The organism is Micromonospora sp. SD19, from assembly GCF_054462275.1.
Map to the genome: position 1 here is coordinate 834,363 of NZ_JBTLMN010000001.1, position 22,771 is coordinate 857,133.

The 22,771-nt window shown below is 71.3% G+C and carries 22 protein-coding genes; 16 read left to right on the forward strand and 6 right to left on the reverse strand.

The genetic code is table 11. The features are described from left to right. Complete coding sequence (locus tag ACX27O_RS03855; protein ID WP_210866924.1) at positions 1-1,563, forward strand: MFS transporter; 1,563 nt, start codon at positions 1-3, stop codon at positions 1,561-1,563. Positions 1,564-1,598: 35 nt separating this feature from the next. On the opposite strand, the gene ACX27O_RS03860 is transcribed toward ACX27O_RS03855, so the two are convergent. Beyond that, positions 1,599-2,069, reverse strand: a complete 471-nt coding sequence (locus tag ACX27O_RS03860) for a winged helix-turn-helix transcriptional regulator (protein ID WP_209444498.1) — start codon at positions 2,067-2,069, stop codon at positions 1,599-1,601. A 145-nt stretch (positions 2,070-2,214) separates the two neighbouring features. On the opposite strand from ACX27O_RS03860, the gene ACX27O_RS03865 reads away from it, so the two are divergent. The 3 genes from ACX27O_RS03865 to ACX27O_RS03875 all read left to right on the forward strand — a co-directional run bounded on the left by ACX27O_RS03865 (position 2,215) and on the right by ACX27O_RS03875 (position 4,260). Next, complete coding sequence (locus ACX27O_RS03865; RefSeq protein WP_210866923.1) at positions 2,215-2,547, forward strand: nuclear transport factor 2 family protein; 333 nt, start codon at positions 2,215-2,217, stop codon at positions 2,545-2,547. A 52-nt stretch (positions 2,548-2,599) separates the two neighbouring features. Beyond that, entirely contained in the window at positions 2,600-3,142 is a 543-nt protein-coding gene (locus ACX27O_RS03870; RefSeq protein WP_030329441.1) for a TetR/AcrR family transcriptional regulator, read from the forward strand. An 86-nt stretch (positions 3,143-3,228) separates the two neighbouring features. Beyond that, on the forward strand, positions 3,229-4,260 hold the full coding sequence (locus tag ACX27O_RS03875; protein WP_357639638.1) for a medium chain dehydrogenase/reductase family protein: 1,032 nt from the start codon (positions 3,229-3,231) through the stop codon (positions 4,258-4,260). Positions 4,261-4,267: 7 nt separating this feature from the next. Here ACX27O_RS03875 and ACX27O_RS03880 read toward each other — a convergent pair whose 3' ends face one another. Next, on the reverse strand, positions 4,268-5,449 hold the full coding sequence (locus ACX27O_RS03880; RefSeq protein ID WP_458938951.1) for a low temperature requirement protein A: 1,182 nt from the start codon (positions 5,447-5,449) through the stop codon (positions 4,268-4,270). Between the two features lie 418 nt (positions 5,450-5,867). Here ACX27O_RS03880 and ACX27O_RS03885 point away from each other — a divergent pair, with 418 nt between their 5' ends. From ACX27O_RS03885 to ACX27O_RS03905, 5 genes are all read left to right on the forward strand, one after another. Beyond that, entirely contained in the window at positions 5,868-6,041 is a 174-nt protein-coding gene (locus ACX27O_RS03885) for a hypothetical protein (RefSeq protein ID WP_167337273.1), read from the forward strand. Further along, positions 6,038-7,042, forward strand: coding sequence for a glycosyltransferase family 4 protein (locus ACX27O_RS03890; RefSeq protein WP_210857404.1), 1,005 nt, complete (start codon positions 6,038-6,040; stop codon positions 7,040-7,042). The genes ACX27O_RS03885 and ACX27O_RS03890 overlap by 4 nt, the downstream gene beginning before the upstream one ends. A 116-nt stretch (positions 7,043-7,158) precedes the next feature. After that, positions 7,159-8,295 (forward strand): glycosyltransferase, encoded by a 1,137-nt coding sequence (locus ACX27O_RS03895; protein ID WP_030329436.1) that lies wholly within the window; start codon positions 7,159-7,161, stop codon positions 8,293-8,295. A 44-nt stretch (positions 8,296-8,339) separates the two neighbouring features. Beyond that, a complete protein-coding gene (locus tag ACX27O_RS03900) occupies positions 8,340-9,344 on the forward strand; it encodes a glycosyltransferase (protein WP_458938952.1) in 1,005 nt (334 codons plus the stop codon). Then, a complete protein-coding gene (locus ACX27O_RS03905; protein ID WP_458938953.1) occupies positions 9,341-10,831 on the forward strand; it encodes a glycoside hydrolase family 130 protein in 1,491 nt (496 codons plus the stop codon). Before ACX27O_RS03900 ends, ACX27O_RS03905 begins: the two co-directional genes overlap by 4 nt. 55 nt (positions 10,832-10,886) lie before the next feature. Here ACX27O_RS03905 and ACX27O_RS03910 read toward each other — a convergent pair whose 3' ends face one another. Further along, positions 10,887-11,906: an ice-binding family protein gene (locus ACX27O_RS03910; protein WP_245233542.1), complete on the reverse strand. Its 1,020-nt coding sequence runs from the start codon at positions 11,904-11,906 to the stop codon at positions 10,887-10,889. A 269-nt stretch (positions 11,907-12,175) separates the two neighbouring features. Between ACX27O_RS03910 and ACX27O_RS03915 the strand changes: the two genes are divergently transcribed. Beyond that, entirely contained in the window at positions 12,176-13,390 is a 1,215-nt protein-coding gene (locus tag ACX27O_RS03915; RefSeq protein ID WP_307857938.1) for a PP2C family protein-serine/threonine phosphatase, read from the forward strand. Positions 13,391-13,457: 67 nt separating this feature from the next. Next, a complete protein-coding gene (locus ACX27O_RS03920; RefSeq protein WP_458938954.1) occupies positions 13,458-14,525 on the forward strand; it encodes a DUF2855 family protein in 1,068 nt (355 codons plus the stop codon). 6 nt (positions 14,526-14,531) lie between these two features. Here the strand turns inward: ACX27O_RS03920 and ACX27O_RS03925 are convergent, their stop codons facing one another. Both ACX27O_RS03925 and ACX27O_RS03930 read right to left on the reverse strand, forming a co-directional pair. Next, positions 14,532-15,254: a SigB/SigF/SigG family RNA polymerase sigma factor gene (locus tag ACX27O_RS03925; protein WP_210857413.1), complete on the reverse strand. Its 723-nt coding sequence runs from the start codon at positions 15,252-15,254 to the stop codon at positions 14,532-14,534. A gap of 307 nt (positions 15,255-15,561) precedes the next feature. Beyond that, positions 15,562-15,747: a hypothetical protein gene (locus tag ACX27O_RS03930; RefSeq protein ID WP_030329423.1), complete on the reverse strand. Its 186-nt coding sequence runs from the start codon at positions 15,745-15,747 to the stop codon at positions 15,562-15,564. A gap of 319 nt (positions 15,748-16,066) precedes the next feature. Between ACX27O_RS03930 and ACX27O_RS03935 the strand changes: the two genes are divergently transcribed. Beyond that, positions 16,067-17,938 (forward strand): sigma-70 family RNA polymerase sigma factor, encoded by a 1,872-nt coding sequence (locus ACX27O_RS03935; RefSeq protein WP_458938955.1) that lies wholly within the window; start codon positions 16,067-16,069, stop codon positions 17,936-17,938. 68 nt (positions 17,939-18,006) lie between these two features. After that, entirely contained in the window at positions 18,007-18,618 is a 612-nt protein-coding gene (locus ACX27O_RS03940) for a DUF305 domain-containing protein (RefSeq protein ID WP_358135648.1), read from the forward strand. Between the two features lie 17 nt (positions 18,619-18,635). Here the strand turns inward: ACX27O_RS03940 and ACX27O_RS03945 are convergent, their stop codons facing one another. Beyond that, the gene (locus tag ACX27O_RS03945) at positions 18,636-19,196 is read right to left on the reverse strand and encodes a GNAT family N-acetyltransferase (protein WP_210857398.1); all 561 of its coding nucleotides are present in this window, start codon (positions 19,194-19,196) and stop codon (positions 18,636-18,638) included. Positions 19,197-19,277: 81 nt separating this feature from the next. Here ACX27O_RS03945 and ACX27O_RS03950 point away from each other — a divergent pair, with 81 nt between their 5' ends. The 3 genes from ACX27O_RS03950 to ACX27O_RS03960 are packed head-to-tail and all read left to right on the forward strand — an operon-like array spanning position 19,278 to position 22,755. Then, positions 19,278-19,988: a siderophore-interacting protein gene (locus tag ACX27O_RS03950; protein WP_210857397.1), complete on the forward strand. Its 711-nt coding sequence runs from the start codon at positions 19,278-19,280 to the stop codon at positions 19,986-19,988. Then, the gene (locus ACX27O_RS03955; protein WP_358124478.1) at positions 19,985-21,259 is read left to right on the forward strand and encodes an MFS transporter; all 1,275 of its coding nucleotides are present in this window, start codon (positions 19,985-19,987) and stop codon (positions 21,257-21,259) included. The genes ACX27O_RS03950 and ACX27O_RS03955 overlap by 4 nt, the downstream gene beginning before the upstream one ends. Further along, the gene (locus ACX27O_RS03960; protein ID WP_458938956.1) at positions 21,256-22,755 is read left to right on the forward strand and encodes an MFS transporter; all 1,500 of its coding nucleotides are present in this window, start codon (positions 21,256-21,258) and stop codon (positions 22,753-22,755) included. The genes ACX27O_RS03955 and ACX27O_RS03960 overlap by 4 nt, the downstream gene beginning before the upstream one ends. Positions 22,756-22,771: the final 16 nt, after the last annotated feature.

Consider the following 22,771-nt stretch of genomic DNA (forward strand, 5'->3'; position numbering starts at 1 on the left):
GTGACCACCAGCACCGCAACCCCGATCCCACCCGGCGCGGCAGCACCCGGGCCGGCAGCTACCGCCCGCTCATCTCTGCGCGGCTCCCGCGCGGTGACCCTGATCGCCATGTGCCTGGGCGCGATGATCACGTTCCTGCAGATCACCGCGACGGTCTCCGCGCTGACCACGATCCAGCGGGACCTGCGGGTAGACCCGACCACGCTGGTCTGGATCCCCAGCGCCTACACCCTGATGGTGGCGAGCGTCGTGCTCTCCGCGGCCACCCTGGGCAGCCGGTACGGGCGCAGGCGAATGTTCGCCGCCGGGGTCGTCGCGATGATCGTCGGCGCGGCCGTCGTGGCCAGCGCTCCGACCGTCGGCTGGGTGATCGCCGGGCAGTTGGTCGCCGGCCTTGGTGGCGCCCTGATCCTGCCGAACAGCCTGGCGATCCTCGGTGCGACCTTCACCGACCCGCACCGCCGGACCGAGGTCATCACCGCGTGGTCGGCGGCGTCCGGCATCGGGCTCGCGATCGGCCCGCTGATCGCCGGTGCCCTGCTGCAGCACTACCAGTGGCACAGCGTCTACCTGTCGACGATCGCGCTGGGCCTGGTCACCCTCGTCGTCGCCGTCGTCGGAGTGGCTGAGTCCCGGCCGAGCGCCGCCCGGCTCGACGTGCCCGGCCTGCTGCTGGGCACCGTCGCGATCGCGGCCGCCGTCTACGCGCTGATCCAGGGCGGCAAGGTCGGCTACACCAGCCCCGTGGTGTCGACGGCCTGGGTCGTCGCGGTCGTCGCACTTGTCGCGTTCGTGCTGGTCGAGCTGCGGACCAGCGCGCCGATGCTCGACGTACGGCTGTTCCGGTCCGCGTCGTTCAGCGCTGTCATGGTCGTCGGTGCGGTGTCGCTGTTCGGTTTCACCGGCGTGGCGATCCTGCTGGTCCTCTTCCACGAGCGTGCCCAGGCGCTCAGCCCGCTGGACACCGGCTGGCGGATGCTGATGCTCTTCGGTGTTTACGTGCTGGTCGCCTTCGGCGCCGGGCGGGCGATCCGTCGTACCGGGTTCAAGGCGCCACTGACCCTCGGCCTGGTCCTCGGTGCGGTGGCCAGCTTCGCGCTGGCGAACCAGGGGCCGGACACGTCGTTCGGTCACCGCTGGGCGTTGTTCGCGTTGTTCGGCGGGGCCAGCGCGCTGGTGGTGGCCCCGGCGACCGCGGCGGCCCTGGCCAGCGTCGCGCCCGCCCAGGCCGGGATGGCCTCCGGCGCGGTCAACGCGGCGCGCCAGGTCGGCTCGGTGCTCGGCTCGTCCCTGCTCGGCACGCTGCTCACCACCACGATGGTGGCCGACCTGCCGGGCCGGCTCGCCGCACACCAGGTCGACGAACCCACCCGGAGCGCCGTGCGGGCGGCGGTGGCCTCCGGGGCCAACGGCGACCAGCCACTACCCGACCCGGTGCGGGCGGCGATCGCGGAGGCGCTGACCTCCGGAGTCCAGGCCGGGCTGCGGATCAACGGCGTCGTCTTCCTCGTCGCCGCCGTGCTCGCGCTCACCCTCATCCGCAACCGGCCGCACCAGCACTAGGGCCGGGCGCGTCGGCCCGCCGTCGTGCGCGCCGGTCACCGCTGCGGCGGGGCCGTCCGGGTGGGAATGTGCTCGTAGCGCTTGCGCATGGTCTCGCTGGCGGCCGGGCCGGCGGCGAACACGAAGGTGGCGTCGTCGAGCGGGCGACCGGTGTTGCTGTCGACGAGCACCGGGTCGGCCTCCACCCCGGTGGCCCGGTCGACGAGGATCATGCTGCGCTCGCTCGGATCGAGGCGTGAGTTGCCCCAGGCCGCGAGGGCGACGATGACCGGCCGCAGGCTGCGGCCGAGGTCGGTGAGGACGTACTCGTAGCGGTCCGGTCTGGTCTGGTAGCGGCGACGTTCCAGCAGCCCCTGGCCGGTGAGGGTCTTGAGCCGGCTGGTCAGGATGCTGGACGAGACGCCGAGGTTGGCCTGGAACTGATCGAAGCGGGTGTAGCCGTCGAAGGCGTCGTGCAGGATCAGCAGCGTCCACCACTCGCCCACGTGGCCCAGCGCACTGGACAACGGACATTCGCGGTCCGCCAAGCGGATCTTTCCGGCCACAACCGTGCCCTCTCCCGAGTAGGTGCTACTGTCGAAGCTAGTAGGTGCTGTTTCAGAAGTAACCATACGACGGGCCCTCGGCGACGTCGGAGAGGGACGGGAGACCATGACTGCCACCCAGGGCGCACCAGCCATCATTCGCCGCTACTTCGCGCTCGCCGGCCAGCCCGACTCCGCGGACTACTTCGCTCTCTTCGCCGAGGACGCTGTGGTCGAGGACGAGTCGAACGAGTACCGGGGCATCGAGGCCATCCGTCAGTGGCGCCGTGCCGTGCCGCTGGTGTCGTACGAGATCACCGACGTCGAGGAGACTCCCGCCGGCACCGTGGTGACCGCCACGATCACCGGCGACTTCCCCGGCAGCCCGTTCGCCGGCCTCCGGTACCGCTTCAGCGACTACGACGACAGCGCGATCCGGATGCTGCGCATCGCGCCCTGACCGCTGAGCGGCGAACTTGACGACACTTGTTTGTGAGTGCACACTTACAAACATGCGATCGACAGCCGAGGCCCGCCGGGTCACCGTCCTGAACACCGCGGTGTCGGTGTTCGCGCGCGCCGGCTTCCACGCCACCCCGGTCACCGCCGTGGCCGCCGCCGCCGGCATCTCCGAGGCGTACGTCTTCCGGCTCTTCGCCGGAAAGCTCGGGTTGTTCGTGGCGGCGGCCGGAGCGTGTTTCGACCGGATCGCCGAGGCGATCGAGGCGGGCGCCGAGCGTGCCACGGGCGACAGTCCGGAAGAGATCCTCGACACCATGGGCGGTGCGTACGCGGAGCTGATCGCCGATCGCGACCTGCTGCTCTTCCAGGTGCAGGCGCAGGCGGTCACGGACATCCCGGAGGTCGCCGAGGCGGTGCGGGCCGGCTACCGGCGGGTCGCCACCTTCGTGCAGGATCGGGCCGGTGCCAGCGACGCGCAGGTGCAGCAGTTCTTCGCGTACGGCCAGTTGTGCCATCTGATCGTGACCGCCGGCCTGGAGCAGGTCCCGGAGCCCTGGGCTCGTGCCCTGACCGCCGGCATTCGCCACCCCTGACCAACCCGCTGTCGGGCCGCTACGGCGGCCCACTCTTCGGCCTCGACAAGTGTGTGAGTGCACACTTACGAACAAAGGAGAATCCGATGACGACCGACGCGATGATCACCGAAGTGGTGCTGCCCGGCGTGGTGGAGCCCGACGGACTCCAGCTGCGCCGACGCCCGATGCCCGTCCCCGGCCGGGGGCAGGCGCTCGTCCAGGTCGAGGCGACCGGCATCTCGTTCGCCGAGCAGCAGATGCGCCGCGCGCTCTACCCCGGCCAGCCGAAGTTCCCGTTCGTGCCCGGCTACGACCTCGTCGGCACCGTCCGGGCGGTCGGTCCCGGCGGTGACCACGCCCTGGTCGGCGCGCGGGTGGCGGCGGTCACCAAGACCGGTGGCTGGGCCACCCACGCGCTGGTCGACCTCGACGCCCTGACCCCCGTACCGACCGGCCTGGACCCCGTCGCGGCCGAGACCGTCGTCGTCAACGGGGTGACCGCCTGGCAGATGCTGCGCGACGCCGACTTGACGGCCGGGCAGACCATCCTCGTGCACGGCGCGAACGGCGGCGTCGGGAGCGTGCTCGTCCAGCTCGGCCGGCACCTCGGGCTGCGGGTCATCGGCACCGCTGCCGTACGACACCACGCCGGCCTGCGTGAACTCGGCGTCGAACCGCTCGACTACCGCGACCCGGACATGGCCGCCCACGTTCGCGAGCTGTCGCCGGGTGGCGTCGACGCCGTCTTCGACCCGGTCGCGGGCCCGGGCGTCCGCACCTCGTACGCCCTGCTCGCCCCGGGCGGCAAGCTGGTCGTCTACGGCAACGCGGCAGCCGTGGGCACCGGGCAGTCGGTCATCTGGATCTTCGTGAAGCTGTTGTCCCGCCTCTACACCTGGAACGCGCTGCCCAACGGTCACCGGGCTGGCTTCTACAACTTCTGGGCCGGTCAGCTCACCCGCCGTACCGCGTTCCGCCGTCGCCTGCGCACCGACCTCGGCACCGTGCTCGACCTGCTGCGACGGGGAGTGATCGTGCCGCAGATCGCCGCCCGCTACCCGCTCGACGAGGTCTCCGCCGCGCTGGTGTTCGCCGAGGCGCGCAGCCGGGCCGGCAAGGTGGTGCTGGAGCCATGATCACCGACTACGTCGAGGGCATCGGTGGTTCGGGCGGCCTTCCGTGGGCCCGGATGCTGTCGGTGACGGCTACTCCGGCGAGCACCAGGGTCGCGGCGAGGCCGGCCACCAGTGCCGGGGTGAGTATCAGGACGGGTCCGACGACCGCCAGCGCAAGCAGCGCGAGCAGTCGAGACGGTGAGACGCGGCTGAACACCTCGTACTCGAACCGAGCGCGTCCAAGCAGGAACAGCGCGAGCCCGCCGAGGAGGACGCCGGCCAGCCACGGCGACGTCTCCCCGGCAGGCTCGCTGATGATGGCTTCGAAGCTGGCGGAGGCGGCCACGACGCCGCCCACCATGAGTAGGTGGGTGTTGGGCGCGGACCGTCCGAACCCACCCGGGTCCCGGGAAGCCTCGATGGCGGCTTTCAGCAGGGACCCGGCGCGGTGGACGTAGATCTGCCACAGGAGGACGGTCGCGGCGAACCCGACCAGGAGTGCCGCCGTCCGCTCGATGGTCAGGTCGTGGGTGGCGTAGGTCAGGGTGATGACGAGGATGAGATCGCCGAGAGCGAGCGTGAAGATCTGCTGGTAACGCTCCGCCAAGTGGTCGGCCGCCACCGCGTAGTGAGGTGTGGGTAGGCGACCGATCCGCGGAGTGGGGTAACGAAGCCAGGCGGCCGCGTAGTCGACGGCGAGCGCAGCGGTCCACAGCAGGCCCCGGGCCGGGCCGCTGACGAAGGCGCCGACGAGCCACGGTACGGCGGACACCGCGAACCAGAACATGAACCGACTGGAGCGTTGCTGCTCCATCCGGCCGCCCAGCGCGACGACGAGAAAGGTGCCGCGTCCCACCTGGACCGCCACGTACGCGCCCGCGAAGATCAGGCCGTGCTCGGCGAAGGCGCCGGGCAGCGCCCCGGCCATCAGGATCGTCCCGAACATGACCCAGAGCGTCACAGCGAAGATCGAGGATCGGTTGAGGTGTTGGAGTTCGGTAGCCAGCGCGCTAGCCGCCCAGACCCACCAGAGGGCCGTCAACAGAACCACGGTCTCGAAGACGCCGACCCAGTCGAGACGCTGTGCCAGTGTCCGTGACGTCAGGGCCAGCGCGGCGACGAACACCAGATCGAGGAAGAGCTCCAGCAGGGTCGCCCGCTGGGGCCCCTCATCCTCGCGGGTCAGCCCTACCGCTTGGTCGGTCGTCATCAGGTGCCCGCCTACGTGCTCCGGACCCTCATGCTAGTGAGATTCCGGCAGTAACTCGGGCAAAGCCGCTGGGACAGCCTCCTTGAGGTGCCGGATCCATCCCGCCGGGTGGCACCTTCCGAGCGCCCCGACTGCCCGTGCGTGTGCAGCCCCACGTCACGAGGCGTACGGTGGACATGTCGCCCGGGGCCCCGGTGGCCGTCAGACGCCGTCGCCACCAGCCCATCAGGGGCGTTACCGAACGTCATCCCCGTCGCCGCGACTCGCTGGTCGTGTTGACCGATCGCCGACCACATCCCGGCCGTCGGTTCCGCCCGTCGTCGCGGTTGGAACGGTTGGTGGTCCGGATCCGACCGCGCGTGCACACCACTGTCCGTGCGAATGATCGTTTTAAACACCTCAACCAGGGGAGCACCAGATGAGGATCGCCAGAGACAGGATCGTCACCGCACTTCGCGACCGGGGGCAGCAGGCACGGGCCGACTGGGTCGAGCGCGAGCTGCCGGAGCGCGTCGACCCGGCCAAGCACACCGGGCTGCTCGCCACCCTGAACCTCAACCCAGCTGATCTCGTCGACGCGTCCTCCCCTTGAGGATTGCGCTGCTCGGACCGGTCGCCTGGCGTACGCCCCCGCACCACTACGGCCCGTGGGAGCAGGTGACCGGCCTGCTCGCCGAGGGGCTGGTCAGGCGCGGGATCGACGTGACGCTCTTCGCGACACTGGACTCCGTCACCTCCGCCCAGCTCGACGGCGTCTGCCCACGGGGGTACGCGGACGACCCGGACCTGGACGGTCGGGTGTGGGAGGCGATGCACGTCTCCCACGCGATGGCCCGTTCGGCGCAGTTCGACCTGGTGCACAGTCACCTGGACTGGCTGCCCCTGGCGTTCGCGGAACACTGCCGCGCGCCGCTGCTGACCACAGTGCACGGCTTCTCCGGGGCGGGGATCCTGCCCGCCTATAGCCGCGCCCGCTCGTCGTACGTGTCGATCTCCGACGCCGACCGGGCGCCGGAGCTCGACTACGTGGCCACTGTGTATCACGGCGTCGACGTCGCCGGCCTGCCGTTCACCAGCGAGGCCGGTCCTGGGCTGGCCGCCTTCGGCCGGATCCACAGGGACAAGGGCACCCACACCGCGATCGAGATCGCCCGCCGCGCCGGCCGAACCCTGACGATTTGCGGGATCGTGCAGGACGAGCGGTACTTCGCCGAAGAGGTCGCCCCGCACATCGACGGCGACCAGGTCGTCTTCCTCGGGTCGGTGGGCCCGCGACGGCGTGCCGAGGTGCTGGGTGGCAGCACCGCGCTGTTGCACCCGATCGCCTTCGACGAGCCGTTCGGGCTGTCGGTGGTGGAATCGATGGTCTGTGGCACGCCGGTCGTCGCCTATCGGCGGGGGTCCATGCCCGAGGTCGTCGACGAGGGAGTGACGGGTCTCCTCGTCTCCACCGTCGACCAGGCCGTCGAGGCGATCAGCCAGGCTGCCGACCTCGACCGGGTGAAGTGTCGGGCGCGGGCTCTGGAGCGCTTCAGCGCGGAACGGATGGTCACCGACTATCTCGCCGTCTACGACAAGCTCCTCCTCACCTGACTGAGCCGCACCGCTCTCCGTTCCGCCGGTCACACACGCTGACCGGCGTGCGCCGTTCCCGCGTGAGGCTCACCGCGTACTCCTGCGGTGGCCGACTACCGGAAGGCCCGACGTACATGCCCAGCTACGGATTCCTCAGCACCCACCCACCGACCCGGTGCGGACTGGCCACCTTCAACGCGTCCCTCGCCGCTCAGCTGACTGCCGACGGCACCCTTGGTGGCATCGTCCGCGTCACCGATCACGGCGACGACCAGCGGCCCGCGCCCGGGGTGGTGCACACCTGGTCGGCGCGTGACCCGGCCGGCTGGCGGGAGGCGGCGGCCGCGCTGAACGCGTACGACGTGGCGATCGTCCAGCACGAGTACGGCATCTACCCCGGCGCCGACGGCGAGGAGGTCCTGCCGTTGCTGCGGCGGCTGAGCGTGCCGAGCATCGTGGTTCTGCACACCGTGCTCCGTCAGCCCTCGGCTCGGCAGAAATCCCTGTTGGAGCAGATCGTGGCGACCGCCGGAGCGGTGGTCACGATGACCGACACAGCCCGCGACCGGCTGCTCGTCGGGTACGCCGTGCCGGCGGGCAAGGTGACGGTGATTCCGCACGGCGCGGCCGAGCTTGCCGGTGTACCCGTCGACAGGCGTACCCGCCCGCACCTGCTGACCTGGGGTCTGCTCGGGCCGGGCAAGGGCATCGAGTGGTCGTTGCGGGCCCTCGCGCGGTTGCAGGACCTGGAACCGACTCCGACCTACACGGTGGCCGGGCGGACCCACCCGAAGGTGATCGAGCACCACGGTGAGGCGTACCGGGCGGGGCTGCACCAGCTCGGTGCCCAGCTGGGCGTCGCGCACGCCGTCGACTACCAGGACGTCTACCACGACCAGGAGGCGCTGGGCCGCCTGATCCGCTCCGCGGACGTGGTCGTCCTGCCCTACGACTCCCGCGAACAGGTCACCTCCGGCGTACTCATCGAAGCGGTGGCCGCCGGGGTGCCCGTCGTGGCGACGGCGTTCCCGCACGCCGTCGAACTGCTGACCGGTGGGCCCGGTCTGGTCGTACCCCACCAGAACCCGGCGGCACTGGCCAAGGCGATCCGACGGGTCCTGATCGAACCGGGCCTGGCCGCCCGGTTGGCCGGGCGGGTGCGTCCGCTGGCCGCGCACCTGCGTTGGCCTGCGGTAGCGGCCCGCTACGGCGCCCTCGCCGACGAGCTCGTCGAGGCCCGCTCTCCCGCCGTCAGCGCCGTGCCGGCGTGACGGCGACCACCGGACGCCCCCGGACCTCGACCGTTGGGCGCTGGGTGACGGCACCCGCGCCGAGCTTCGCGCACCTGGCTCGGCTGAGCGACGACACCGGTCTGTTCGAGCACGCACGGCACGCCATCGTCCGGCGTGAGCATGGTTACTGCACCGACGACGTGGCGCGTGGCCTGGTGGTCGTCAGCCGTGAGCCGGAGCCGAGCGAGGAACTGCTCCGGCTGGCGGAGCGGTACCTCGCGTTCCTGACCCACGCGCAGGACGACGGCGGCGCGTTCCGCAACCGGCTCGGGCACGACCGGCGTTGGGTCGACGAACCAGGGCTCGGCGACTGGTGGGGTCGAGCTCTGTGGGGCCTGGGCACGGCCGTCGCCCGCAGCCCCGCCGCATGGGTACGCGAGGAGGCGCTTGTCGCCTTCAGCCGGGGCGCCACCCGGCGGACGAAGGCCCCGCACACGATGGCCTTCGCCGGTCTGGGCGCGGCCGAGGTGCTTCGTCGTCACCCCGGCCACGTCGCCGCCGCGTCCCTGCTGGCGGACGCGGCCAGCACGATCGGCCCGCCGGCCCCCGATCGCGGGTGGCCGTGGCCCCGGCAGGAGCTGACGTACGCCAACGCCGCCCTCGCCGAAGTGGTCATCGCCGCGAGTCAGCTTCGCGAGGGTGGCCCGCCCCTCGACGACGGCCTGCGCATGTTGACCTGGCTGCGCGATGTCCAGCTCCGCGATGGCCGGCTGTCTGTCGTACCCGCCGGGGGCTGGCGGCGCGGCGCCGTACGGCTGCACCACGACCAGCAGCCGATCGAGGTCGCCGCCTTCGCCGACGCCTGCGCCACGGCGGCCGTGGTCACCGGCGACCCGGTGTGGGACGACGGGGTGCGGCAGGCGGTCGGGTGGTTCCTCGGTGACAACGACCTCGGCACGCCGATGTGGGATCCCGCGACCGGCGGTGGCTACGACGGGCTGACCCCGCACGGGCCCAACCTCAACCAGGGTGCCGAGTCCACCCTCGCGCTCGTCTCCACCCTGCAGCACGCCCGGCGGTGGTCGTGACCCGGAGTCTGGCCGTCCGGCAGGACGTCACCCTCACCCCGGACCCACGCCGCGTCATCATCAAGCTCTTCGTTCCGGGCGAGGATGCCGCAGTGGTACGGACCCGCGCGCAGGCGCTCATCGACCGGGTCGCGCACCTCGACGACGAGGAGACCGCCCGGCTGCTGCGGGACACCCTCGACCGGTTCGGCGCCCGGCACCGCGACCTGGCCGGCACCTTCCACCACCACTACGACCTGGTCCGGCACCGCGCCGCGCGGGCCCGGGATCTCTCGCCGAACAGCCGGCTGCTGGTCGGCGCCTACTTCAGCCACGAGTACGCCGTCGAGGCCGCCGCCCTGTGCAACCCGTCGATGGTGGCCCACCCGGACCAGACCGATCTCCGCCCGGGGCAACTGCGCGTCGCCATCAGCCTGCGCCAGATCGGGGAGGGGCACGTGTCCTCGATCGGTTTCGCCTCCGCGATCGTCGGGCCGGGGAAACAGCTCACGATCGCCGACCGGTCCGGGCCTCTGGCAGTCGGGCAGCGGACGGGCGTACGGCACCGCCGGGATCTGCTCGTCGCCGGCCTGGCCGAGGAGGACTGCGACAACGAGGTCGCGGCCACGGTGCTGGACGCGTTGCCCGAGTGGTACGACGAGGCCGCCTTCGAGCGGGTGCTCGGCAACCTGCCACCCGACCTGCTCTCCCGCAGCACCGGGTTGGGGACCGTCGAACAACTGCGTCGTACCAACGCCGGTAGCTACGCCACGGCCTTCCCCGCGGACACGGTCCTGCACCAACGGGTGCTGTGGCCAGCCACCCCGGCGGAGAGCAACGGCATGGAGGACGCCCGGTTCGTCCGCTTCGTCGACGAATCCGGGCCGGTGTACCGGGCCACCTACACCGCCTACGACGGCCGGACCATCGCCACCCGCGCGCTGGCCAGCCACGACCTGCGCCGGTTCGAGATGACTCCGATGCGCGGGCCGGGTGCCCGGAACAAGGGGCTCGCGCTGTTCCCGCGCACCGTCGGCGGTCGGCACCTGGCACTGTGCCGTGCCGACGGCGAGACCATCGGCCTGACCGCTCTGGACGGCGAGCACCGCTGGCAGGCACCGACCCCGCTGCACGCACCGGGCGAGAGCTGGGAGTTGATCCAGGTCGGCAACTGCGGATCACCGATCGAGACCGACGTCGGCTGGCTCGTGCTCACCCACGGTGTCGGGCCGATGCGTCGGTACGCCATCGGTGCGCTCCTGCTCGACCTGCACACCCCGGAGCGGGTCGTCGCCCACCTGCCCGGCGCGCTTCTCGCACCCGACGAGGACGACCGGGACGGGTACGTGCCGAACGTCGTCTACTCCTGCGGCGCGCTCGTGCACGACGGTGAGCTGTGGGTGCCGTACGGCGCGAGTGACGCGCGGGTGGGATTCGCCGCCGTGCCGCTGTCCGCGCTCCTCAGCGCGATGGTCGAGGCCCCACCATCAGGCAACCGGCACGGATGAGCACCGGTGGTGCTGCCCCGGCGGCGGGTGAGTCACCGCCGCCGGGGCGCATCGGTCAGGACTCAGACCTGCGGCGTCGGTAGAGGAACAGCAGGGCCGCGCCGGTGGCGACGGCGACGCTGCCGATGCCGGTCAGGACGGGCAGCAGGGCTTCACCGCCGCTGCTGCCGGTCACGGGCAGCGCTGTGCGGGTGGGCCGCGCCGTGGGCTGCCCGGTCGGTGTGACCGTGGGCTGCCCGGTCGGCGTACCTGTGGGCTGCCCGGTCGGTGTGCCGGTCGGCGTGCCCGTGGGCTGGCCGGTCGGGGTGCCGGTTGGTGTCTGGGTGGGCGTTCCCGTCGGCTGGAGGCAGACGGGGGCGTTGATGGTGTTGGTGTCGAGGGTGACGGCGCCGGTCTGCGCCAGAGCCCGGCCCTGGAGGGTGGCTCCGGTGTTCATGGTGATCGAGGTCTGGGCCAGGATGTTGCCCATGAACCGGGTGCCGGTGTCGAGCGTGGCCGAGCTGCCCACCTGCCAGTAGACGTTGCAGGGCGAGGACCCGTTGATGAACACGACGCTGCTGTTGGGCGCGGTGACGAGCGTCGAGGCGATCTGGAAGATGAACACCGCCGCCGGGTCACCCTGACTGTCGAGCGTCAGGGTGCCGGTGAGCTGCGCGGCACCGATCCGATAGACCCCGGGGAGCAGCGTGGTGCCGCCCAGCTCGGCCGGCAGGTTGGTGAACGGAGTCCGGCCGGCGGCGTCGTTGTAGGCGGTGGTCAGGTCATTCTTGGCCTGCAGGGCGACGGCGTCGCCGAGGTGGATTTCACCGCCGACGATGCCGGGCGGGAAGCCGGGCGCGGTGTTACCGGGGCTGACGCCGAGGCTCTGGGCGAGGAACGTTGGCCCGGTGTTGGTGACCGTGGTGCCGGCCAGCACGGAGAAGTTCGCCGCCGTGCCGAGGTCGACCGGTGCTTCGGCGGCCCTCGCCCCGGTACCACTGAAGATGAGTACGGCGACGGCGGTGCCGCTGGCGGCGACGGCCGCCAGTGCGGACATGGCCGCGCGTCCCGGATGGCTGAATAGTTTGGTTGTCACGACGTGCCCTTTCGCGAAGGCATCTCACCAGACGCCAGTTGTGCGGCGGCTGGAGGCCGCACCATCCACAGGGGTCTTGCTTATCGGACTTTTGCACGAGTACTTCGCAAAAAACGCAAAACCAGCGAGATAGATGGGGCGGGTGGGGTGAAAGGTGGGTCGCCGGTCAGGCGCGGACGATCGGCCGACGAGAACCGCGGCGGGGCGAGGTAGCCTCACCGCTCGCACTACGTGCTCCTGCGATCGGGGAGGACAGGGGGAGGTGGAGCGTGGCCGACGTCGGCGAGGTGGTGCGTTGGTTGCAGCTCAACGCGCCCCAGGGCGGTCCGGACGAGGTGTCGCGGCTCGTGGCCCGGGCCGCGCCCATGATCAGTGCCAGCGAGATCGTGATCTATCTGGCCGACTACAAGCAGACCCTCCTCGTCCCGCTGCTCGGCGCGGGTCTCGACCGGGACCAGTTGCCGATCGAGACGACGCTCGCCGGCCGGGCCTTCACCACCCTCGACATCCAACGCGCGCCCGACAGTCCGGATCGGGTGTGGGTGCCACTGCTGCTCGGGTGTGAGCGGATGGGCGTACTGGAGATCGTCTCGCCGGCCGCCGCCGACGAGACGATGGACGGCCCGGCCTGGGAGGTGGCGGTCAACGTCGCCCAGATCCTGGTCAACCGCCGGTCCTACGGTGACGTGGTCGAGCGGATGCGGCGGCGGATGCCGATGCAGGTCGCGGCCGAGATCGTGTGGGGTCTGCTGCCACCGCTGACCTTCGCCACCGACGACCTGGTGGTCACCGCCATCCTTGAACCGTGCTACGACGTCGGCGGCGACATCTTCGACTACGCGTTGAACGATGACGTGCTCAGCGTCGGGCTCTTCGACACCTGCGGGCACGGCATCAAGGCGAGCACCCTCGCCTCGCTGGTGGTCAGCGCGTACCGCAACGCCCGTCGATGCGGCCTCGACCTGGTCGACACGGCGATCAGCATCGACCGGTGGGTGCGGTCCGAGCATCCGAACTTCTTCGCCACCGGGTTGCTGATCGAGTTGGACCGTCGGACCGGCCACCTCAGCATGATCAACGCGGGGCATCCCGGTGCCATGCTGCTGCGTGACGGCAAGGCCGTCCGGGAACTTCCGGGGCCGACGGCTCTGCCGCTGGGGCTGGGTCACCTGTCCGCTCGCCGACCGCGAGTGCACGTGGAGAATCTGCACCCGGGTGACCGCCTGCTCGCCTACACCGACGGCATCACCGACGCCCGTAGCGCGCAGGGTGAGCAGTTCGGACTGGACCGGCTCGTCGACTTCGTCAACCGCGCCCTCAACGACGGGCTGCCCAGCCCGGAGACGATGCGTCGGCTGGTCCGCGCGGTCGTCGGCTACCAGGACGACCAGCTGGAGGATGACGCTACCGCCCTGTTCGTGGAGTGGCGGCCACCGCACCTGCCGCTCGCGCACCTGCGCGGCCTCGCCGCCGCCGGCTCCTGAGCGAGCAGTGGGATTTTGCACTCGCAGTGCACTTGTCTCCGATTGCGGGGCTGTCTAGCGTCACCTCATGGCTGACTCATGGACCTTCGCGGTGGCTCGGGACGACCTCGGGAAGACCACGCTCGTCGATGGCCCCACCCCCGCCGTGGCCGACGGCGAGGCGCTGCTGCGCGTGGACCGCGTCGGCCTCACCGCCAACAACGTGACCTACGCGGTGCTCGGTGACGCGATGCGCTACTGGCAGTTCTTCCCGCCGGCCGCCCAGGGGCTCGGACCGCAATGGGGCCTGCCGCCGCTCTGGGGCTTCGCCGAGGTGGTCGACTCGGCGGTGGCGGGGGTCGAGGTGGGGCAACGGATCTACGGTTACCTCCCGCCCGCCGGTCACCTCGTGGTGCGGCCGGACCGGGTGGACGGGTCCGGATTCCGCGAGGCGAGCCCGCACCGGGTCGAGCTGCCGTCGCCGTACAACGCGTACCGGTCGACCATCGGCGACCCGGCGTACCAGCGCGACCAGGAGGATCTGCTGATCCTGTTCCGGCCGCTCTTCTTCACCTCGTTCATGCTGGCCGACCAGGTTGTCGACAACGACTTCTACGGCGCCGAGGCGCTGCTGGTGTCGTCGGCGTCGAGCAAGACCGCGTACGCCGCCGCGTTCGAGATGCACCGGCGCGGGCCGCGCCTGGTCGGTCTCACCTCACCCGGCAACCTGGCCTTCACCAGGTCGCTCGGCTGCTACGACGAGGTCGTGTCGTACGACGACATCGACGCCCTCGACGTGGTCCCGACCGTTTGCCTCGACCTGTCCGGCGCGCCCTCGACCCGTGCCGCCCTGCGGCGGCGCCTCGGTGACCGGCTCGTCCGGGACATCGCTGTCGGGCTCACCAACCAGACGCCGAACGCCGACGCCGCCGAGGAGGTGTTCTTCGCGCCGGTGCAGATGCGCAAGCGCAGCCACGACTGGGGCCGCGACGGACTCGACGAGCGGTTCACCGCGGCGTGGCAACGCTTCGCCGCCGTGGTGAGCGGGTGGCTCGACGTTCGGGTCGGTGCCGGGCCGACGGCGCTGCAACACGCGTGGCTCGACGTTCTGGCCGGTCGTACGCCGCCACGGGTGGGCCACGTCGTCCAGCTCTGACCGGGCTCAGGCTGCGATGTCCTCGCTCAGTTGGCCGCGCAGCGCGGCCAGCGAGCGGGTGATCAGCCGGGACACGTGCATCTGCGATACGCCGATCCGGTCGGCGATCTGGGCCTGGGTCAGATTGCCGTGGAAGCGCAGGCTCAGGATCTGTCGTTCGCGTTCCGGCAGCGTGGCGAGGGCCGGCCCGAGGGCGATGCGGAGATCGACAAGGTCGAAGGCCCGGTCGTCGTCGCCGAGGGTGTCCCCGAGTTCCCGGCTGCCGTCGGCCCCGACCGGGGTGGACAACGACGTGGCCCGGTAGGCGCGCGCACCCTCCAGCCCCTCCAGGACGGTCTCCTCGGACACGTCGAGGTAGGACGCGATGTCGGCGACGGTCGGCGAGCGGCCGAGGGTCTGGATCAGGGTGCTGTTCGCCGCGCTGATCGACAGGCGGAGCTCCTGGAGGCGGCGGGGCACGCGGACCGCCCAGGTGCGGTCCCGGAAGTACCGCTTGATCTCGCCGATGATGGTGGGGATGGCGTACCCGCTGAAGTCGACACCTCGGCTGTGGTCGAAGTTGTCGACGGCCTTGATGAGCCCGACGAAGGCGGTCTGGGCCAGGTCGTCGTCGGGTGCGCCGCGTCCGCCGTAGCGGCGCGCCAGGTGCCGGGCGAGCGGCAGCCACGCCTCGATGGCGCGGTCCCGCAGGGCTGGCCGGCGGGGGTCGTCGGCCGGGGTGGCCTTCATCTCGGCGAGGAGCTCATCCGGGCTCTGGTCGGTGCTCCGCTGGTCGGTGCGGGTGCTGGTCGCGTTGTCGACGATGGTGGCCACGTGGGTGGTCCTTCCCGCAGGCCCGTCGATCGACCGGAAGGGTCTCCGAACCGGCTACCGCCGGAGCGCACATACGGGCGAAGGTGCGCTGTCGCAAGGCCACGAGCACGGGCCTCGCCGCCGCGTCATGTCGTTCACGTGATGCCTCGCACACTACCCGAAAGGCCGACCATTTTCCAACCGAAAGTATGAGTCCTGGCGTTCGCGGGAGAACGCCGCCGGGTCAGCCGCGCTGGTCCGGGGCGTCGACGGCGGCCGGTGCCGGCGAGGCCGACCGCACCGCGAACGGGTGGCGCAGCTGCCGCATCGCCTCCTCGCTGCTGTCGAAGGTCACCGCCGGTCCGTCCAACGCGTCGCCGTTGGAGGTGGCGAGGAACAGGACGGGTCGACCGTTGTCGTTCGGTGTCATGCGGGGATCCTGTCTCTACGAGAGGGGTGCGTCTGGCCTCGGCAACATCGGCCGTGCGACCTGGTGACGCGTCGGCGCACACGCTGGCGCCCGAATGCGGGTGTCCCGTGCACGGGCGAACGCCCGGCGACACCGACACCCCGCACCATACCCGGCATCGTCGCCCGGTATGCGCCGCCGGCGAACCCGCGTCGCTTGTGGCGGACCGACCGCCCGGGAATTCTGTAATCCCACCCGCTGCCGCGAGTCTCCGATCCTGAGGGCGGTCAGCGAACCCAGCGTGGGCACCGCGCGGACGAGCACACGAGGAGTGAGACGCATGTCGTCAGCCGGTCGAGCACTGCCCGATGTCGGGTTGGTCGTCGCGGCCCGGCAGGGCGACCAGCGCGCTCTCGACGACGTCGTCACGGCCTCGCTCCCGCTGGTCTACAACATCGTCGGGCGTGCGTTGCGCGGGCACGCCGACGTCGACGACGTGGTCCAGGAGACGTTGGTACGGGTGATCCGGTACCTGCCCGCGCTCAACGACCCGGCGGCCTACCGGTCCTGGCTCGTGGCGATCACCATCCGGCAGGTGCGTGACTGGGAGACGCGCCGACGCGTCGCGCTCAACCGCGACGCCGGGCTCGACGCGATCCACAACGTGCCCGACCCCGCCTCCGACTTCGCGGGGATGACGATTCTCCGGCTCGGCCTCACCGACCAACGACGTGAGGTGGCCGAGGCGACCCGCTGGCTCGACCCGGCCGACCAGGAACTGCTCTCGCTGTGGTGGCTGGAGGAGACCGGCGAGATCACCCGCAACGAGGTCGCCGACGCCCTCGGTTTGTCACCCGGGCACGTCGCGGTGCGGATCCACCGGATGAAGGAGCAGATCCAGAGCGCCCGCGCCGTCGTACGCGCGCTCCGCGCCCGCCCCGGCTGCCCGGAACTGAGCGCCGTGACCGCCGAGTGGGACGGCACACCCAGCTCGCTGTGGCGCAAGCGACTGGCTCGACACGTCCGCGACTGCGCGTTCTGTGTCCGGTTGGGAAGCACGCTCCTGCCCATCGACCGCCTGCTCGCCGGCCTGCCGTTGCTGCCGCTGCCGGCGGGTCTCGGCGCCCACCTGCCGAACGTGTCCGCCCCGGCGGCCGCCGCGTCGGCCGTCGCCCCGCCGAGCCCGGCGGTCGGACCCGCCGCCGGGCCGACCCCGCCCACCGATGGCGGTAGTGGACAGAGCGTCGTCGGCCTCGCGGCGAACCGGCCCCGTGGCCTGGTGCCGTCCCTCGTCGCCGGGGTGGCCGCCGCCGTCCTGGCCATCACCATGGCGGTGGTGATCCAGCCGGACGATCCGTCCGCACCCTCCTGGGCGGCGCCGCCGTCCGCGGCACCCACCGCAGTCGTCACCCCGAGCGTCGCACCGCCGCCGAGCGCACGACCCGCGTCGAAAGCGCCGTTGCCGCCGGTGGTCAGCTCCGCGCGCAAGGGCGTCGGGGTGTGGAACTTCGCCGGGGCGAGTCAGGCGTTGGCGAACTCCAAGGCCGGCTGGTACTACACCTGGGGCACCCAGCACCCGGGAATCAGCACTCCGCGCGGTGCGACGTTCGTGCCGATGATCCGCAGCGCGGAGAACGTCACCGCCACGGAGCTGGCGCGGGCCAGGGCCGCCGGGCCGTACCTGCTCACCTTCAACGAGCCGGACCTGCCCGAGCAGGCGAACATGACCGTCGATCAGGCGTTGGACCTGTGGCCGCAGTTGATGGCGACGGGCAGCAGGCTGGGCAGCCCGGCGGTCGCCTGGGGCGCGCCGGACCCGCAGGGTTGGCTGGACAGGTTCATGACCGGCGCGCAGGCCCGTGGCCACCGCGTCGACTTCATCACGCTGCACTGGTTCGGTGCCGACTTCACCACCGCCACCGCCGTGGCCCAACTCCGGCAGTACCTACAGGCTGTCTACCAGCGGTACCGGAAGCCGATCTGGCTGACCGAGTTCGCGCTGATCCGCTTCGGCGCGGGCGGTTCGCAGTTTCCCTCTCCGGAGCAGCAGGCGGCCTTCCTCACCGCGGCCACCGCCATGCTCGGGCAACTCCCGTACCTGCAGCGTTACGCCTGGTTCGGGCTCCCCGCCACGGACCAGGACCGGTCCGGGCTGTTCCGCGACGGGACCGAGGCGACAGCGGTCGGCCGCGCGTTCCAAGCCGCCCGTTGAGCGCCGACGAACGGAGGGCCGAGCAGATCATGGCGGAGCGTCCCGGGTCTCGCGTCCGGACCGGTCGGATGGTCGGCGTCGTCGTGACAGTGGTCGCGACCGCGCTGGCCGTCGGGCTCACCAACGGTTGGGGACGAACCGAACCGGCCCCGGTGTCCTCGTCGGCAACCAGCCCACCGGCCGCTGCGGTGCCGACCGTGCCGGTGGTGCTCAGCGGCACCGACGACGCCTTCATCCAACTGCTGATCCCGATGAACGAGGGCGCGCTCGCGCTGATCGACCAGCTCGACACCCGGCCGGCGGACGCTGATCCGTCGTTGCGGGCCCTCCTCGGCGAGCTTCGGACGGCTCATCAGGCCGAGCTGCGGGACCTGCGTGGGCTGTTGGCCGCGGGCAACGTGCCGGAGCTGAACATCCACGAGGGGCACCAGATGCCCGGCATGGTCACCGAGGCCAGCCTCGCCGAGCTGCGTGCCGCCCCCGACGTCGAGGTGCCGTCCCGCGCCGCCGCGCTGATCCGGGCGCACCTCGCGCAGACAGTGGTGCTGTGCCGGGGCGAGCAGACCGCCGGTGGGAGCCCGGAGTTGAAGGCGCTCGCCGGCCGGATTCAACAGGCGCGCATCGCCGAGCTGAGCGCGCTGGACAATCGGCTCGGCGCGCCCACCGCCACCAGCCAGTAGTCGGTGGGCGTCGGCGGTCAGGCCGGTGTCTGGTGTCTCGCCGCGAACCGGGCGCGCGTCAGGAACGCGAGTTGGGCCCGCTTGTCCGGCATGTCGATCTCCGAGTCGAGGGTGAAGCCCTCGATCTCCAGTCGGCGCAGGGCGAGGTGGTTGCGGACGTCCGGCTCGACCACGATCCGCTGCGCGGCCGGATCGCGGAACAGGAAGCGGGCCACGGCCGGGCCGACCGCGTTGGTGAGGCTGCGGGCGAGGCGTCGGTCGGGGCTGAGCAGCAGGTGCATTCCCACGTCGCCGGGCTGGACGGGGTAGCGCTCGCCGACCGGGTCCGCCTCGGGCTGATAGGTCTGGAAGAGGCCCACAGGCTCGTCGTCGATCAAGATCAGGTACGCGTGGTGAGTGGGCAGGCTGTCCACAAAGGCGTAGATCTCGCGCACTTCTTCCAGGGTGTGGGAACCCATGCCCCAGAAGGAGTTGCGGGGAAGGGTCACCCAGCCGTGCAGGAGGGCGGCGTCCCGGTCGGGGTTCACGGTCACCAACGACAGCTCGCCGAGGCCGGCGATCTTCTCCTGGTACGTCATCGGGCGCTGTCCTCTGTTCCATCCGGGGCGCAACTTAGGTTAACCTCCCCTAACCAAGGATGACCTTACCTGGAGGGGTGCGTGAAGCGGAACTGGGAGGCCCTGGTCCTCAAGGCCATGGGAGGTCGGGACTTTCGGTTGACCGTCCTGAGCACCGAGTCGATCGATGGGCACTACCAGCGGCTTCTCCTGGACGGGGGCGGGCTGCTGGAGGCGTGCGGGGTGCACCCGACGATGTGGATCCGGCTGTGGTTCGACAACGACGGGCGGGCACACCAGCGCGCCTACACGTTGGTCGACCCCGACCCGGCCACCGGCCGCTTCACCCTCGAATTCGCCATCCATGACGGCTGCGCGGCCCGCTGGGCCACCACGGCCACTGTCGGCGACACCATCAGCGCGACCGTCCAGGGCAGCGCGTTCGAGTTGCCCGACCCCGCGCCCGACCATCTCTACCTCGTCGGCGACGCGGCCTCCCTGCCCGCGGTGAACAGCCTGCTCGACGCCGGTGCCGACATCCCGGCCACGGTCTGGCTGGAGTACGCCCACGAGGGCGAGAAGGCGCTCGCGCTGCGGGCCCGGGCGCACCACGAGGTCACCTGGGTGCCTCGGCGCGACGCGGGGCAACATCTCGTCGACACGGTCTGCGCCGCCCTGCCGACCGGCGACACGGGCCACTACTGGGTGGCCTGCGAGGCGGCCACCACCAGGGGCATCACCCGACACCTGCGCAAGACGCTGGGCGTTGACAAGGACCGCCTGACCTCCCTCGGCTACTGGAAAGCGGCATGAAGGGCCGGCTCGGCACCCTGACCGCGCTGTACGTTACCCAGTACCTCGGCGTCGGCTTCATCACCGTCGGGCTCACCGCCATCCTGCGTGACGGCGGCACCTCGCTGGACACGCTGGCGCTGTTGCAGATCGTCGGCCTGATCTGGCCCATCAAGTTCCTCTGGGCGCCGATCCTCGACCGGTACGGCTCCCGGCACCGCGGCCACTACCGTTCCTGGCTGCTCGTCCTGCAGAGCGCCCTGGTGCTGGCCCTGTTGGCGCTGCTGCCGTTCGCCAGCCCGGCCGACGCGCTCGGCCCGATCGTCGCGATCTGCGCCGCGTACGTGTTCTTCTCGGCCACCCAGGACATCGCCGTGGACGCCGTCGCGGTGCGCATGCTCGCCGAGTCGGCCCGGGGGACCGGCAACGGCATCCAGGTCGCCGCGAGCTACCTCGGCAACCTGCTCGGTGGTGGGGCCTGCGTCCTGGTCTACGACCAGTTCGGTTGGGCGTCGGCGATCGGGCTGCTGGTCGCGATGACGGCGGTCGGCCTGGTGGTGGTGTGGCGGTTCCGGGAGCCTCCCCGTACCGATCGGGTGGCCCGGATCGGCACTGCCTACCGGGCGCTGCTGTCGGTGTTCGGGCAGCCCGGCTGCCGGTGGTGGACGTTCGGCGTGGTGCCGCTGGTCTACGTCGGCGCGGGAATGGCGTACGCCCTGGTCACCCCCGCTCTGGTCGACGCCGGCTGGTCGTTGGGTCGGATCGGCGTGGTCACCGGCGTGGTGACCAGCGCCCCGGCCATCGTCGCGGGTCTGGTCGCCGGGCTCGGGGTCGGACGGTTCGGGCGCGGTGGCGTGCTCGTGGCCGGTGGCCTCGCGCTCACGGTGTCGACGTTGCTGCTGCTGCCCCTGATGAACGGCCAGGCGCCGCTGGGTGGGACGGTCGCCGCGCTCTGTTGCTTCATGGTGGCCTACACCATCGCCAACGTCGTGCTCTACACGGTCAACATGGACTACTCGCGACCGGACACCGGTGGCACCGACTTCACCGTCCTGTCGTCGTTCGGCCTGGTCTGCTCGTTCGTGGCGTCATCCATCGGTCTCGCGGCGGCCGAGCGGGTCGGCTATCCGGCGGTCGCCGTCGCGGCCATCGTGCTGGTGGCCGCCGGGGTCGTCCTCGGCCTCGCCCACCAGCGGCGATTCCCGCACCGGCCCGGCCCGACCGCCGGCCGGTCGACCCCCGACGCAGCTGTCGAGCGGCCCGCAGCGGACGGCGCCAAGGCGGTGGCGTGACCAGCGTCCAGCCGGCCACCGACACCGCGACACCGGTACGACTGCCACAGCGATGGCTCATCCTGGCCGTGCTGTGCGTCGCGCAGCTGGTCGTGGTGCTGGACAACACCGTGCTGACGGTGGCGGTGCCGGTGCTCACCACCGAGCTGGGCGCCAGCACCGCCGAGGTGCAATGGATGATCAACGCGTACGCGTTGGTGCTGTCCGGGTTGCTGCTCACCGCCGGCAGCGCCGCGGACCGGTACGGTCGCCGCCGGATGTTGCTCGCCGGGCTCGTCCTGTTCGGGGCCGGCTCGCTGGCCGCCGGTCTCGCCAGTACCAGCGGACAGTTGATCGCCGCGCGGGCCGGCATGGGCGTCGGCGGCGCGCTGCTGGTCACCTCGACGCTTGCGGTGGCGATGCAGGTCTTCGACGCCGCCGAGCGGTCCCGGGCGATCGGCATCTGGGCTGCCACCAGCGCGTTGGGTTTCGCCATCGGGCCACCGATCGGCGGCACCATCCTCGCCCATCTGCCCTGGGGCGCGATCTTCCTGATGAACGTGCCGATCGTGCTGGTCTGCCTGCTCGTCGGTCGCGCGCTGGTCCCCGAGTCCCGCGGGCCGGCCGGCGGTCGACTCGACGTGCCCGGCGCCGTGCTCTCCACCGCCGGTCTGACCGCTGTCGTCTGGGCGATCATCTCCGGGCCGGAGCGCGGGTGGACGTCGACCGAGGTGATCGGTGTGGCGATCGTCGGCGTACTGGTGCTCGGGATCTTCGTGCGGTGGGAGCGACGGATCCCACATCCGATGCTGGACATGGGCTTCTTCCGGGACCAGCGCTTCGTCGGTGCGATCTCCGGAGTCGTGCTGATCACGTTCGGTGCCACCGGCGCGCTCTTTCTGCTCACCCAGCACCTCCAGTTCGTGCGGGGTTACCCGGCCTGGGAGGCCGGCCTGCGGATGGCGCCCTTCGCGCTGTCCATCGTGCTGCTCAACGTCAGTGGTGTCGTCGCGGGCGTGATCCGTCGGCTCGGCCTGGCGGTCGCCATCGCCGTCGGTATGACGCTGCTCGCGGCCGGGCTGGCGCTGGTCACCCTCTTCTCGTCCGACGGGTACGCGGTGCTGCTGGCGGGGCTGCTCGTCATGGGCGCCGGTTGCGCGCTGGCCAACCCGGCCATCGTCGAGGCCGTGATGAGCGCGATCCCGGCGGCGAAGGCCGGCGCTGGCGCGGGGGTCGACGGCACCATGACCGAGGTGGGCAGCAGCCTCGGCATCGCGGTGCTGGGTGCCGTGCTGAACGCCCGGTTCGCGGCGCTGCTGCCGGCGGCGGTGGCCGGCGCCGGATCGTTCCCCGCGGCTCTCGCCGCCGCCCGCGACGGTGCCGAGCGGGAGGCAGTGACTGTCGCCTTCGCCTCGGCGCTGGAGACGGGACAGCTGGTGGGCGCGGCAGCGGTGCTGATCGGTGGTCTGGTGGCCGCCGGACTGCTGCACCGGGCAGACCGCACCATCTCCGCCTAATAAGGGTAGGCTACCC